At 64.7% G+C, this 12,287-nt stretch carries 15 protein-coding genes; 8 read left to right on the forward strand and 7 right to left on the reverse strand.

Annotated elements, in window-relative coordinates; genetic code table 11:
* The first annotated feature begins 586 nt into the window (after positions 1 to 586).
* Positions 587 to 1,003, forward strand: coding sequence for a hypothetical protein (locus tag DAT37_RS36015; RefSeq protein WP_109529423.1), 417 nt, complete (start codon positions 587 to 589; stop codon positions 1,001 to 1,003).
* 89 nt (positions 1,004 to 1,092) lie between these two features.
* Here DAT37_RS36015 and DAT37_RS36020 read toward each other — a convergent pair whose 3' ends face one another.
* The 3 genes from DAT37_RS36020 to DAT37_RS36035 all read right to left on the reverse strand — a co-directional run bounded on the left by DAT37_RS36020 (position 1,093) and on the right by DAT37_RS36035 (position 3,531).
* Entirely contained in the window at positions 1,093 to 1,431 is a 339-nt protein-coding gene (locus tag DAT37_RS36020; protein WP_157978860.1) for a DUF732 domain-containing protein, read from the reverse strand.
* 301 nt (positions 1,432 to 1,732) lie between these two features.
* A complete protein-coding gene (locus DAT37_RS36025) occupies positions 1,733 to 2,578 on the reverse strand; it encodes an alpha/beta fold hydrolase (protein ID WP_109529425.1) in 846 nt (281 codons plus the stop codon).
* Positions 2,579 to 2,868: 290 nt separating this feature from the next.
* Positions 2,869 to 3,531 (reverse strand): alpha/beta fold hydrolase, encoded by a 663-nt coding sequence (locus tag DAT37_RS36035; protein ID WP_232840213.1) that lies wholly within the window; start codon positions 3,529 to 3,531, stop codon positions 2,869 to 2,871.
* A gap of 387 nt (positions 3,532 to 3,918) precedes the next feature.
* Between DAT37_RS36035 and DAT37_RS36040 the strand changes: the two genes are divergently transcribed.
* The 3 genes from DAT37_RS36040 to DAT37_RS36050 all read left to right on the forward strand — a co-directional run bounded on the left by DAT37_RS36040 (position 3,919) and on the right by DAT37_RS36050 (position 5,222).
* Entirely contained in the window at positions 3,919 to 4,314 is a 396-nt protein-coding gene (locus tag DAT37_RS36040; protein ID WP_232840214.1) for a hypothetical protein, read from the forward strand.
* The gene (locus DAT37_RS36045) at positions 4,311 to 4,727 is read left to right on the forward strand and encodes a roadblock/LC7 domain-containing protein (RefSeq protein ID WP_109529427.1); all 417 of its coding nucleotides are present in this window, start codon (positions 4,311 to 4,313) and stop codon (positions 4,725 to 4,727) included. Before DAT37_RS36040 ends, DAT37_RS36045 begins: the two co-directional genes overlap by 4 nt.
* A 123-nt stretch (positions 4,728 to 4,850) precedes the next feature.
* The gene (locus DAT37_RS36050) at positions 4,851 to 5,222 is read left to right on the forward strand and encodes a hypothetical protein (RefSeq protein ID WP_109529428.1); all 372 of its coding nucleotides are present in this window, start codon (positions 4,851 to 4,853) and stop codon (positions 5,220 to 5,222) included.
* Between the two features lie 105 nt (positions 5,223 to 5,327).
* Here DAT37_RS36050 and DAT37_RS36055 read toward each other — a convergent pair whose 3' ends face one another.
* Entirely contained in the window at positions 5,328 to 5,666 is a 339-nt protein-coding gene (locus tag DAT37_RS36055; RefSeq protein ID WP_157978861.1) for a hypothetical protein, read from the reverse strand.
* 253 nt (positions 5,667 to 5,919) lie between these two features.
* Here DAT37_RS36055 and DAT37_RS45090 point away from each other — a divergent pair, with 253 nt between their 5' ends.
* Positions 5,920 to 6,564: a DUF6325 family protein gene (locus DAT37_RS45090; RefSeq protein ID WP_198654613.1), complete on the forward strand. Its 645-nt coding sequence runs from the start codon at positions 5,920 to 5,922 to the stop codon at positions 6,562 to 6,564.
* 163 nt (positions 6,565 to 6,727) lie between these two features.
* Here DAT37_RS45090 and DAT37_RS36065 read toward each other — a convergent pair whose 3' ends face one another.
* Together DAT37_RS36065 and DAT37_RS44505 are read right to left on the reverse strand one after the other, a co-directional pair.
* On the reverse strand, positions 6,728 to 7,828 hold the full coding sequence (locus DAT37_RS36065) for a YncE family protein (protein WP_232840215.1): 1,101 nt from the start codon (positions 7,826 to 7,828) through the stop codon (positions 6,728 to 6,730).
* Between the two features lie 268 nt (positions 7,829 to 8,096).
* Positions 8,097 to 8,405, reverse strand: a complete 309-nt coding sequence (locus tag DAT37_RS44505; RefSeq protein ID WP_157978862.1) for a hypothetical protein — start codon at positions 8,403 to 8,405, stop codon at positions 8,097 to 8,099.
* Between the two features lie 669 nt (positions 8,406 to 9,074).
* Here DAT37_RS44505 and DAT37_RS36075 point away from each other — a divergent pair.
* Positions 9,075 to 9,464, forward strand: coding sequence for a VOC family protein (locus tag DAT37_RS36075; protein ID WP_109529432.1), 390 nt, complete (start codon positions 9,075 to 9,077; stop codon positions 9,462 to 9,464).
* Positions 9,465 to 9,721: 257 nt separating this feature from the next.
* Here the strand turns inward: DAT37_RS36075 and DAT37_RS36080 are convergent, their stop codons facing one another.
* Positions 9,722 to 9,988, reverse strand: coding sequence for a hypothetical protein (locus DAT37_RS36080; protein ID WP_109529433.1), 267 nt, complete (start codon positions 9,986 to 9,988; stop codon positions 9,722 to 9,724).
* 183 nt (positions 9,989 to 10,171) lie between these two features.
* Between DAT37_RS36080 and DAT37_RS36085 the strand changes: the two genes are divergently transcribed.
* The gene (locus DAT37_RS36085; protein ID WP_198654614.1) at positions 10,172 to 11,017 is read left to right on the forward strand and encodes an RNA polymerase sigma factor; all 846 of its coding nucleotides are present in this window, start codon (positions 10,172 to 10,174) and stop codon (positions 11,015 to 11,017) included.
* Positions 11,017 to 12,285 carry a tetratricopeptide repeat protein gene (locus DAT37_RS36090; RefSeq protein WP_157978864.1) on the forward strand — a complete coding sequence of 423 codons (1,269 nt, stop codon included), beginning with the start codon at positions 11,017 to 11,019 and terminating at the stop codon, positions 12,283 to 12,285. The genes DAT37_RS36085 and DAT37_RS36090 overlap by 1 nt, the downstream gene beginning before the upstream one ends.
* The last annotated feature ends 2 nt before the right edge of the window (positions 12,286 to 12,287 follow it).

Consider the following 12,287-nt stretch of genomic DNA (forward strand, 5'->3'; position numbering starts at 1 on the left):
CCACACCGGTGGACTGCGGACGCTCGGCAGGGTTATGAGAAGTTGTCATGAGGTAAGTAGAAGCCGCGCACACCACCTACCGATCCCAGGTTTCCACACGAACCCACAGAACGCGGGCCGACCGGGATCCCGGACGTGGTCCTCTCGACGAACTGACAACGCTCCAGGATTCCTGACGCTCGGTCGTCGAATCCGAATACCGGAGACCTCACCGATTCGCGAACTGCGCCATGAGCACCATCGACAGTCCATTCACCCGACCATCGGACTGTCGACCCGATGTCCTGTAACAACTCCCGGTAACTTCCCGACAGTGAACATGAGCGTTCGCGAACCTGTCGCATCGACCCGACAGCTACCCGAATCGACCATGCTCCGTCTGCGCCAGCCGGTTTCGGGCATGAAAGGAGGGATCCGACGGTTCGTCACGGCGACGCCCGGCCGATATCCACTCCGAGCACCGACAAGGCGGCGGACGTGAAAGTTCCGGAGCCGGGCTCAGCGGACCATTAGAAATCCATAAGCGTTGCACGACAAGCTATCTCATGCATCTAGACCAGTCACCACACAGAACAACGGGGGAATCATGACCGCCTTTCTCACCACGTTACGCAAAGCGGCCGTCGCCACGGCAACGATCGCGGCGGCGTTCTTCGTCGTCACCGCGGGCGCGGGCGCGGCCAACGCCAGCGGGGTCTACGCGGAGATCCGGTTCGCGCCCGGTACCGACCACGGCACCGTGGACGGCTACATCAACCGTGGATACAGCGACATCTGGACGCTCGAGGCCCGCGCGGGACAACTGATGACCATCGAGGTCATCTCGCACTACACCTCCGCGTCCGGCACCGCCCTCGTCCTGCTCACCGCACCCGACGGTCGGCTGTACCCCACCGACACCCCCGTGAGCCAGTTCCAGCTCCCGGCCACGGGCAGGTATCACCTGACCATCACGACGAAGCAGAACGACGCCTCGTACACGATGAACGTCCGGATCGTCTGAGCCAGCGATAGCACGACCGCGAGAACTGCGTCGAGGCCCGAGGCCTCGACGCAGACGCGGTCACGCGAACCCTGGACGCGGCGCGTGATTCACGAGGCGAAGTCCGGGCACAGGTTCGTCGTCGCCGCGCTGACGAACAGCGTGCCCTGACCGAACCGGTAATCCCGCTCCACCGCGGAGATCTCGTCGAGAACCGACACACCCGCGCGCAGGTGGTCGCAGGTCGCGTAACCCGCGATGATCATCTCGTCCGCCGACTTCCCTGGCAGGGTGGCGTTGTTCAGGCTGATCTCGTCGACGAACGCCGCTTGGGCGGTGTCGGTGTCGGCCGTCGCGGTAGCACCGCCGACTACGACAGTGCCGAGCGCGACGAGTGTCGCGGCACAGGCAACTGTGAAGGTGCGGAGGCGGATTCGGTCGATCACCATGATGTCATCCCTCGGGTTCTGGCCGTTGGCGGCGTAGCACCAACGATCCCGCAGCCGAGTGCGGCAGAGAACCCACCCCAGGGCTGGACCGGACCACCCTCGCATCTCACCCGCTGATTTCTCACCGCACGCTGTCGCCCCTCGGCCTTTCGCCAGGAGCAGAGCTCGGCCGCTGTCAACTCCTCGCGAATACCAGGGCGCAGTCGAAATCCACGCCCTGGTATCGCGATACCGACTCACTCACCACGGGTGAGCAGTCACCGATCTACATCGCGAAACAACAATCGCGGTGGCGCGAGACCTACACGCGGACCGGACGCCGGGCCGCGTTCTGTGCGATGGCAACACCGATCTGCTCGATCAGCGGCGCCGGAAAATCGTGGCCCATCTCATCGAGCGGCAGGTAGATCGAATCGGCGATCGCGCGATGGGTGGCCTCCCCACCTGCGATCTTGATCAGCGAGTCCTCACCACCGTGGATAACCAGCGCGGGCAACCGCAACTGCCGAAGTTTCGCGGTGCGGTCCGGAGCGATCAGCGCCGCGGTCACCTGACGCTGCCCGCCCTCGGGATGCTGGGCGCGGTCGTAGGCCTGGGTCGCCAGCGCACGACGGGCTTCGCGGTCGGCGTAGGTCTTCGACCCGATCAGCGCGTACAGATCGGTGATCTGCTCGATCGCCGCCTCACGATCGGCAGGCAGTTTCTTCATCAGCTCCTCGAGCACATCACCGTCGGCCATGCCGATGCTGATGTGCGGGGTGCTCATGATCGAACACAGCGACAGCACCCGCTGGGGATACTCGATCGCGAGCAACTGCGCGACCATCCCACCCATCGACGCACCCACGACGTGGGCCGCCTCGATGTCGAGATAGTCGAGCAACTCGACGGTGTCGCGCGCGATCGCCCGCAGGTAGTACTGGCTCGGCGTGGCCTTCCACTCGGTCAATCCGCTGTCGCGGTTGTCGGGCCGGATCACCCGGTAGCCGCGCGCGACGAGATCGTCGACGATTTCCTGGGGCCAGTGGATCAACTGCGAGCTCAACCCCATGATCAGCAGCAGCGGCTGCCCGTCCCGATCCCCTTCGTCGCGGTAACACAGACGAACATCGGACAACTCAGCGAATTGGTCACGCTCATCGAACATGAAACCTCCCGAAGTTGTGGATGATCGCGAACATGCAGCAAATAAGGCCGTTCGAGGTGAGATTGCCACAAGAGAAGGTTATTTGCCCAGGACAACCGGCATCGTCGCGCCCGCGCTGCATCAGTCAGCAATACTATGGCAACTTCCGATCGATGTACACGGTTCGCGCGCTCCCCGAGCGCGACGACCTGTTGTCGGGCGAGTCCGCGGCGATCCCTTGGACGGCGTGACCGAAGCGGATGCGGCAGGCCGGGGCGCCGCAGTCGAGGGCCGGGTCAGCGCCCACCTCGTCAGCACCGGTCTCGTCGGGTCAGCACCGCAAAGCCGACTATCCGAATTACATTGGCGGACAACGTGGGTGGTCGAATCCGAGAGCACGGTAGATGCCGCGGCTCGATTCCCACAACCCGCAGGTCTCGGCCAGAAGGGGCAACGCGCAGTTCCTCGTCGGTCCCGCGCACCCTGGCGGTGAATCGTCGGTATTCCTCGGGAAAGAACCACCCGACTCCGCCGTAGAGCCGGTCGATCTCGCCGGGTCGCGCGATGAAGACCGACGACAGCACGATCTCCGACACCCGATGCGGGTAACTCGACGCGTAGACCAGAGCCAGGGTGACACCCCACGAACCACCCCGCAGCAGCCAACGATCGATACCGAGGTGCTCGCGCAACAACTCGAGGTCGGCGACCAGATGGGCGGTGGTGTTGTGAGCCATGCTGGTGGCAGGGTCGGCGGCGTGGGGTGTGCTGCGCCCGCACCCGCGCTGATCGAGGAGCGCGACCCGGTACCGACCGTGCGGGTCCTCCCCCGCGCGCATACGTTCGTCGCCGCCCCGACCGGGCCCGCCGTGCAGCACCACCATGGGTTTGCCGTCCGCGTTTCCGCAACTCTCCCAATAGATCCGGCTCCCTTCACCGACCTCGAGCAGTCCGCTCGCGTGCGGTTCGGTCACCCCCGAACCCGCTGTGTCGTTGCGTCGGAGGCTGTTTCGGCGGCGATGGGCGTGGCGACGTCGTGGGCAGCCCGATCCGCGGTGTCGACACGGGCCTGCCGGACCCGCCTACCTTCGCGATCACACAGCGCCCTATTCGCCCGATTTCGAACCGATGCCGCCGCCATTCAGATTTCGCCACGGAAATGAAACTTGTTCCGCAATAGTCGGATCCCACGCAACCGAGCGCGGGTACGGAATGTCGCAGCCGTTGGGTCTGACAGCGAGAAGACATCAATTGGAATTCTGGGCATCGAGTGATGAGCGGCTTGTCGCCCCACCGACTGAATGGTATGGTTCGACGTCGTCTGACGATGCTGCACAATATCTTCCGAATATGGAGTTTATGTGAATCTCGATGATGCTCTGCGCGAGGGCATGTCCATGGACGGAGCTCTCGGTATAGCAATCGTCGATTATGAGAGCGGCTTCACCGTGGCCAAGCAGGGCGGTAGCTCGTTACTCGATCTGGATGTCGCGGGTCCCGCGCTCGCCGAGGTGGTGCGAGCCAAACTGCGCGCGATCGAAACTCTGCAACTCGACGACGATATCGAAGATATTCTGGTCACGCTCGGCGCGCACTATCACATCATCATGCCGACGGAAGCCCGAGGCAACGGCACGTCCTTCACGGCCGGTCAGCGCCAGACGTTGTTCCTCTACCTCGTGCTGGACCGGTCGCGCGGCAATCTGGCCCTCGCCCGCAGACATTTGCGCGGGATCGAACGGCAGGTGCGGTCATGAGTGAGCAACCCCGACGCAAAGAGATTCGACTCACCGATCCCGAGGCGGTCGGACGGCTACTGACCGAGGTGTGCACATCGGTCGCCGACGCCGATTACGTCTTCATTACCAGCCGAGACGGATTGGTGGTCGCATCCGGCAATTCGGTGGACACCAGCGAGGAGGACGAGGTCGCGCTTCGCGGTTCGGTCCTGGCCGCGGCCGCGGCCGGAATAGGAGACCACTTCGCCGCGATGACCTCGCACGGCCGTTCCCAGTCGGTGCTGTTCGAAGCCGATCGCGGCAGCGTTGGCGTCTTCCCGTTGACAAGCACGCTGGTATTGGTTGTCGGCGGCGCGGAGTCGGTGAGCCTCGGGCGATTGACCGCGGCGGCCCGCAAGATAATCGCAACATTGCATTCGCCCGAGAACTGATCGCATTGACCTGCCCATTCGGATCAAGCCGATAGCAGGATCCGAATATCCACCTCTTGCACCGATCGGTATACCGATAGGCGTCCGGGTATCGGATGACAAGAATCGATAGTGAGGAACCCCATGTCCGACATGGATACGGCACTGAAAGAGATGATGACAATCGACGGGGCGATAGGAGCCGCCGTCGTCGATTACGAGAGCGGAATGGCTCTCGGAACCCTGGGTAACTCCAAGGCGCTCGACCTCGAAGTCGCGGCGGCGGGGAACACCGAAGTGGTGCGCGCCAAACAGCGCACGCTCGCCCAACTCGGCCTGCAGGAAAGTATCGAGGACATCCTGATCTCGCTGTCGAGCCAGTATCACCTCATCCGCCCGATGTCGGGCGCGGGCGCCCAGGGACTGTTCCTCTACCTCGCCCTGGACCGCGGCCGCGCGAACCTGGCGCTGGCCCGACACAACCTCAAGCGGATCGAAGACGAACTGCGGATGTAACGCGCGGTTCGAACCGGTTCCGACGATCGAAACCGCTATCGGTCAAGGACTTTCGAGAGTTTCCGACGGATGCGGTCACGTCCGCGATCGCACTCGGAACCCCGTTCAGGACAGCGAGGACGTCGAGGCGACGGGCATCGCCGAAGCACCTACCCGCTGGTGTGCGCGTCGGGCGGTGACGGCCAGCATCACGATCACCGCGCTCGCGGCCAGGGTCATCAACCCGGCGGCGGAGGCGACCGCGACCACGTGGGCAGACGCCGGGCTCTGGCTCGTCACCCGGTAGCGCAGCATCAGCGCGCTGGCCGCGAGAGGTCCGACCGCGGCCAGGACCGGAATCAACGACAGCAACGCCAGGGTTACCACCGTATGTGGCGCCAGTTCGCGTTCGCGCGATTCTCGACGATGTCGTCCGCGTCCGGCGTAGCGCACGGCTCCAGCCATCCCGCACCTCCTACGAACAGCACATTGTGTGGCAGGTTGTTCAGTGACGCGAATGACGACTCTATTCTTCAACTGGACATGCGCACAGGAGTGTCGTTCAATCGACACCCACCAGCAATCGAGAAGTTACGTCACGATTGTTCGTGAAATGAATTGCAGGACAGCCGATTGCGCTACGGCCCCCACACCCGGGGGCCGGTGTCATCCGCAACGGGTGAGGCGGGCCGGTGCGCGGCGGGGTCATGGTTGTCCGATGGTCGAGTCATCGAACCTCGGTCCGATGGAGCTGGTGGTCCTCACCTTCCCCGCGACATCGGTGGAGCACGGCGCACGCGCGGCATTGTCCGCGGTCGTCGACCGGGGATATGTCACCGTGCTGGATCTGGTCTACCTGGCCAAGGACGCCAACGGCTACCTCAGACAGATCGAAGTGGGTGAACCGCTCGAGGAGATCGGTTTGCCCGGGCTGGACGTGACGGTCCACGGATTACTCAGCGACCACGACCTCGCAGTCGTCGCGGGGGCGATGCCGGTGGCGAGTTCGGCACTGGTGGTGGTCTACGAACAGCCCTGGGTACCGGCACTCGCCGAGGAGGTCATCCTCGCCGGCGGGGAGGTCACGCTCCATCTGCAGATCCGATCCGCAGGTCACGGACACCGGTTCGAGCGCACGCGCGGATCGTCGATGATCTGGGGTACCCGGGCAGACACACCGGGACTTCTTCCTCTCTGCACTCCTGCCGCCCCGGTCGCGGCGAGCAGCCGCGACGTGACCGTTCCCGTGGTCACCCGCGATATCGAGCAGTGCGGAGCAGCTCGGATGCGCCTCGCACAGGCGGACGGACCGGACGAGGAATTCGTCGAGGTCAGGCGAGAGGGCTCCGGGGTCGGCTACTGAAGCGCTGGTCCCTCCCGCGCTGATACGAATCACTGTGCCGCCGGAAAACGGCCTCCGAATCCGGCGAGGCCGATCATCTGACCGTCGTGCGCCACACTGCCCCGAGGGTTGCGTCCACGGGCGTCGCGGCGAATTCCTCCGGCGCGATGTGGTGACTCGGGATCTAGCGCATGACGCCGGTGTGGCCGGTCGAGTAGCGGCCGGGCTGCGGCCAGACCGTGAGGCCGTGCGGCCCGCCGCCGATGGGGATGCGGGCCAACAGGTTCCAGTTGACGATGTCGATGGCGTAGACCTCGCCGTGGTGGCGGCCCGACACCCAGAAGACGCGCCCGTCGGCGGAGAGGTTGCCCATATCGGGACTGCCGCCACCGGGGATTCGCCAGGTGTGCACGATTCTGTTCGCGGCGAAATCCCAGACCGAGATACTGCCTTCGTCACGGTTGGTGATGAGCATCTGCTTGGAGTCGCGGGTCACATACAGTCCGTGCGTGCCTTTGCCGGTCGGGACGAAACCGGTGTATCCGAAAGTCGACGCGTCGACGGTGTAGATGCCGTCGGCCATCATGTCCGCGATGTAGAACGTATGCCCGTCGGGCGCGAGTTTCACATCCTGCGGCATACCGGACCGGCCGCCGGGCAGGTCGATCAACTTCACGACGGTGCGTTCCGCGACGTCGAAAACCAGCATCCGGCCCATGAATTCACAGCTGGCCAAGGCGAAGCGACCGTCGGCGGTGAAATCCATATGATCGACGCCCGCGCAGTCCGGCACCGCCATCGAGTACATCTTCTCCCACGAGACCGAGTCGTAGAAGTCCAGGGACTTGTCGGCTTCGGCGACAACGAGAGCGAACCGACCGTCCGGCGTGTAGTACATGTTGTAGGGGTCGCGCACCGGGAACGGTGCACCCGGTTTACCTGTCCGTGGATCGATCGGCAGCAGACTTCCCCCGCCGATGGGCAGGTCGTTGGTGACGTAGAGCGTCTGCATGTCATAGGACGGCACGACATGCTGCGGTTCGACACCACCGGCCGGGAAAGTATCGATGACCGCGAAGGTGGCCGGATCGATGACCGACACCGAATGAGATCGACTGTTGGGCACATAGACCCGTGGCAGATGATCGGCCACCGTTGGGCTCAACTCGCGGTTCGCCGCGTACACGTCGGTCGGCGACAGGGGCGCGGGCATGCCCGGTAACAGGTTCGGGGGGGACGGCGGCTTCTCGACCGCCGCGACGGTCGCCGGAGCAGGTGCGGGCACCGTCGGAACCGTTGCCTCCGGCTCGGTAGATCCGCACCCGGTCACCGACGCGACGCCGACAACGAGAGCGAAGACTACGAATAGCGCACCCGGCCACGACTTCCGGCGCGGATCGATGGAGTCGTCCTTCGGCACAGGCGATACAAGCACGCGGTCAGCGTATGCGACACAGGACACGAACTGTCCAGATACGTGGCAACCGTGGTCGGAGTGCGCGACGCACGGCCCACCGGAGACCGCCTCGCGACCGGGCGGGTCCGTTCAACGTTCACCCCTGTTGCCAGACCACGCCCGATACCTTGATGTGGGCGATGCCGGAGGCACCGGATTCGTAGTCGACGCGGGCGTATCCGGTTCGATTCTGCTCGAGCTGGATACACAGGTGTGTGCCGGAGGGAACCTCATCCCACGGTAGCGGGGATCCGTCGCCGACGCGGTCGCGGCAATCCTGGTACGACGGCTTCTGTTTTCCGAACGCGGTCAAGGAGTTCCCGGGCCCCGGGGACACCCCCGACTCGGACACCCCGAGGTCGGCGTCGAAGGAGAATTCCAGCACCCAACTGCCGGGGGTGGTCATTCGGACTCCGAGTTTCAGGAAAGCGAATTGCAGATCGACCGAGCCCGAGCTGAATTGTCGTGGTTGTGCACCCACCGAGGAGGAGGTGACCGGCGCGCGCGTCGACGTCACCGGTGTCGATGTGGGAGGGGGATTCACGATGACCGTCGACGGTGCGCTCGACGTCGACTCCGCGACAAAGTTCCGCGAATCGTGCGATCCCGCCGTGCCCTGCACGAACGCGATGAGGATCGAGACGGGGATCCCGACTATGGCGGCGATGCCGCCGATCCTCGCCCACCGTTCACCGACGGACAAGCCGCCACCCGCCGGGGCGGGCGTCGGGCCACCGGCGGGTGGCGGTGAGGCCCCTCCCGATGTGTCAGGACCAGTCGATGTCATTTCTCCCCTTCACCGCCCGCACTGTCGAACACTTCAGGTACACCAGCCGTACGCCCGCCGCCTTCGCGGCGCGTCCTCCCTTTCGACGGATCGGGGCCGAACGAACTGCCCCGAACACGGCGCGCATGAGCCCGTACCCCACCGTCAGAACTACACGAGGCGCACCGTCACGGGAATCATAATGTCCGCAAGCGGTTTTCGTCAGCCGTCGATCGGCGCGCGCCCGAGGATGCGCGATGGAACTCGACCTTGCTCACGTTCGATCAACGGAACTAACCTCGGTTCACCATGGCCAATCTGCTCGGCATCAACCATCTGACTCTGTCCACACCCGATCTCGATCGGCTCGTGTCCTTCTACACCGAATTAGTGGGAGCACGAGTCGCGTTCGAGCGCGCGGCAACCTCGACCGATCCGCGTATCGCGGTCCTCGACGTCGGCGGAGCCGATCATCTGATGATCGTCGAAACCGCCGCCGTCCCACCCGCTGGTCTCGACCCGCTGGGAAGGGCCGGATGGGGACTGCGGGTGGGAACCTATGAGCACCTGTGCGAGGTACGCGAGCGAATCCTGAATGCGGGCCGGTCGGTGGGGCAGGTCGAGACACTGCCGACGCAATGGACGATGACCGCGCACGACCCCGACGGTCGTCCCGTGGATATCCGAGCCCATCGCTGAGCGTCGCGCATCCACGCGACGACCGTCGAGATCGGCACCACGATCCGGGCCGCAGGATCTGCGATGCCGCATCCGCCATCGCAGATCGCCGACGGGCGGCGTCGATCAGGCAGGGGTTGCCGATTCGGGGCCGCTACCCCCGAACGGCGCAATGCCCCCGGCCACAATGTCTATATCGCCGCGGCGCTGCGGGCAGTGCCCCCGTCGTCACCGGCGCACTCGTGCTCGCCACCAACCGATCTCCGCGTCGGCCAACCCTAAACGACCGGTCCCGCGACCGAGTGAACGAGGGTGATCAAGGGCACCACCGCGAGCGCCAGGGCCACGCAGTAGCCAACGACGCTCCAGGTCCAGTGTCCGCTGGTGATCAGTTTGACCTGCCGGTCGAGGAAGTCGAGCAGGTTGACCGGCGGGGTCTCGGCGCGCATCAGCGCCAGGCAGGTGAGCGAGCGGCACTTCTCGCACCTGTCGGTTTCGGGATCCGGCCTCTCGGTGACGGGGATGGGGGTCTGGTTCGTCGGCATGAGCAAACTCCTCCTTGATCGCGTTCGATGACCTTCTAGTGAAAGCGGCGCTCGAATCCCCCCGGGCACAGACATTTCGACGAATTATCGAGCCGAGGGGGATGTTCCCGCCCGCTGCCCTATAACTGCGGTGACCGTGCGCACGACTCGCGCCGGAACTGCCCGACGGCGAACGGTGTGTACGTGGAGGAGGAAGCGATGGGCTCGTCACACAGCGGGGCGATACCACCGGGGAGACAGACCCCCATGATGGCCACCGACAGACCCTCGGGCGCCGCGACCGGTGCGATCGAGGATGTCATCGACGAGGCCACCGATAAACTGGAGGAAGCGGCTGCCGAGTGGGAAATACATCAGCTACTGGTCGAATGCGGGGCTCGAGGCCCCGAGTGGGAACTGGTCGTCGACCGCATCGCGCGATACGCGAAAGCAGTACTCGACGCTTGGCTACGAACCGGCGCGATATACGGCGAGCTGGGAAAGTGCCGTATCCACGTCGAGGCGTCGGAACGTCAGCGTCTTCGCCTCGCCTTCAACGAGGACCTCCGCGAGGAAATTCTCGCCACCACCATCGTCAGCGCCCTGGAGGCACTTCAGAAGGACATCCGCCAAGGGATCGGCTGGGATCCCGGGAAGGGAGCGAAACTGACGACCTACTTCCTGCGCGGCTGTCTCTTCCACTTCAAGACAGTGTTCGAATACCACCTCCGGTCCGAGCGCGCGAACCTACAGAACCACGCCGGCCCTTCTGATCTCGACCCACTCGACGAACTCCACTACGACTCCCTCTGCGACACCGGCCTCGGCGCCGACCCGGCCGACCTTGTCGGTGACCAGGATTTGATCAGACGACATCTCGCCCCGCTGACCGAGCAAGAACGTCAGATCGTCTATTGGCACACCGCCGGATACACGCACGCCGAGATAGCGCAGCTTCTCGACACGACAGCCAAGGCCATCGAACGAAAGTGGGCCCGACTCCGGGCCAAGCACCAGTGGATCGCCAACCTCTCCTCGAGGAGATCATGATGAACACCCGACCCGACAGCACCGTGCCCGACCGGCTCATCCGGATGCGCGCGCTGATCGAGCGGTCCTCTCTGGGAGAAGAAGGCGCTCGCAGACTCGCCCACCGGACCTCCGACGAGCAGGTCGACCGCATCCGTCAGCGACTCCAGTCCGCCGGCCCGCCCGACAGCGGCGACGCGCCGCAAGCACCCCCCTCGAGCCCGGCGACACCAGCGCCGCGCACCGCGCGCCGCGCGGTCGATGTCCTGGAGTTGCCGACAGTTCCGCGGATCCTGAGTCCCGACGACCGCGCGACGACCTCGGCGCTGATCACGAAGATGCGAGAAGTGTTGAGCGCATACCCCGTCCGGCGTTTCGACGCGTCGGGCTCGGCGATGGTCTTGGATACCGTGGCCGCGATGTCGGAGGCGTTGATCGAGGATCGAGACGCGCGTTCGGCCCTGCGCCTGATGCAGGCCGCCTCATCACATCTGCAGGTGCTGGGCCGCCACGATCAGCGCGGATTCCGGGTTCGGCGTGCCTGGGCCGCGGCTCGGTCGGAACTGGGCCACTATCGAACGGCCGAACGACTGCTGCGTCGGCTCAGAGATGACGAACAGCGGGTCATGAACTTCGCCGAACCGTGGACGGAAATACATCTCCAGTGGACGTTCGTCCGCCGCGGCGAGATGTCGCAAGCCGCAGAGGGATTCCAGACGCTGAGCACCGGACTTGCTGCCCGATCGGACCACGTCGACATCGCGGCACTCGGACATCTGGAATGCAGGTGGAACTGGGTTCGGGGGCAACAGGGACTGGTCGAGCAATCGGCGAATGGCTACAACAGCGTAATCGAGGGCCGGTCCGCCGTTCTGGGCCCTGACGATCCCGAAACCCTCGACGCGAAGCAGTCGTTGGGGGCGATGCTCCAACTCAACGGCCAACTCGCGCAGGCCATCTCCATCCTGGAGGGCGTGCTGGAAGACCGCAGGCGCGTCCTGGGAGAAGCGCATCCCGACACGCTGGAGACCTCGAAGTACCTCTGTCTGGCTCTTTTTCGGACAGAGCCACGCAACGACCACGCTCTCGCCCGGACAATCGGGAACCTTCGGGACATCCTGTTCGCCCAAGCCGAAAGCCACGGTCCGGGTCATCCGATCACACTCGACACCGCCATGCGGCTCCGCCAAGTCCAGGCACCCCCCGCTGAGGCGCGCTCGACTCCGACCGAAACCGAACAAGGGCGAGTCCCCGTCTCGACTCCGACCGACTCTCGACAACGACAGTGAGG

Origin of the sequence: Nocardia aurea (assembly GCF_003123685.1) — a bacterium.
Taxonomy (GTDB): Bacteria; Actinomycetota; Actinomycetes; order Mycobacteriales; family Mycobacteriaceae; genus Nocardia; species Nocardia aurea.

Excerpts from the sequence above, each read along its gene's own strand:
- DAT37_RS36015 (WP_109529423.1), top strand. The coding sequence starts at position 587 with ATGACCGCCTTTCTCACCACGTTACGCAAAGCGGCCGTCGCCACGGCA.
- DAT37_RS36020 (WP_157978860.1), bottom strand. The coding sequence starts at position 1,431 with ATGGTGATCGACCGAATCCGCCTCCGCACCTTCACAGTTGCCTGTGCC.
- DAT37_RS36025 (WP_109529425.1), bottom strand. The coding sequence starts at position 2,578 with ATGTTCGATGAGCGTGACCAATTCGCTGAGTTGTCCGATGTTCGTCTG.
- DAT37_RS36045 (WP_109529427.1), top strand. The coding sequence starts at position 4,311 with ATGAGTGAGCAACCCCGACGCAAAGAGATTCGACTCACCGATCCCGAG.
- DAT37_RS36050 (WP_109529428.1), top strand. The coding sequence starts at position 4,851 with ATGTCCGACATGGATACGGCACTGAAAGAGATGATGACAATCGACGGG.
- DAT37_RS36055 (WP_157978861.1), bottom strand. The coding sequence starts at position 5,666 with ATGGCTGGAGCCGTGCGCTACGCCGGACGCGGACGACATCGTCGAGAA.
- DAT37_RS45090 (WP_198654613.1), top strand. The coding sequence starts at position 5,920 with ATGGTCGAGTCATCGAACCTCGGTCCGATGGAGCTGGTGGTCCTCACC.
- DAT37_RS44505 (WP_157978862.1), bottom strand. The coding sequence starts at position 8,405 with ATGACCACCCCCGGCAGTTGGGTGCTGGAATTCTCCTTCGACGCCGAC.
- DAT37_RS36075 (WP_109529432.1), top strand. The coding sequence starts at position 9,075 with ATGGCCAATCTGCTCGGCATCAACCATCTGACTCTGTCCACACCCGAT.
- DAT37_RS36080 (WP_109529433.1), bottom strand. The coding sequence starts at position 9,988 with ATGCCGACGAACCAGACCCCCATCCCCGTCACCGAGAGGCCGGATCCC.
- DAT37_RS36090 (WP_157978864.1), top strand. The coding sequence starts at position 11,017 with ATGAACACCCGACCCGACAGCACCGTGCCCGACCGGCTCATCCGGATG.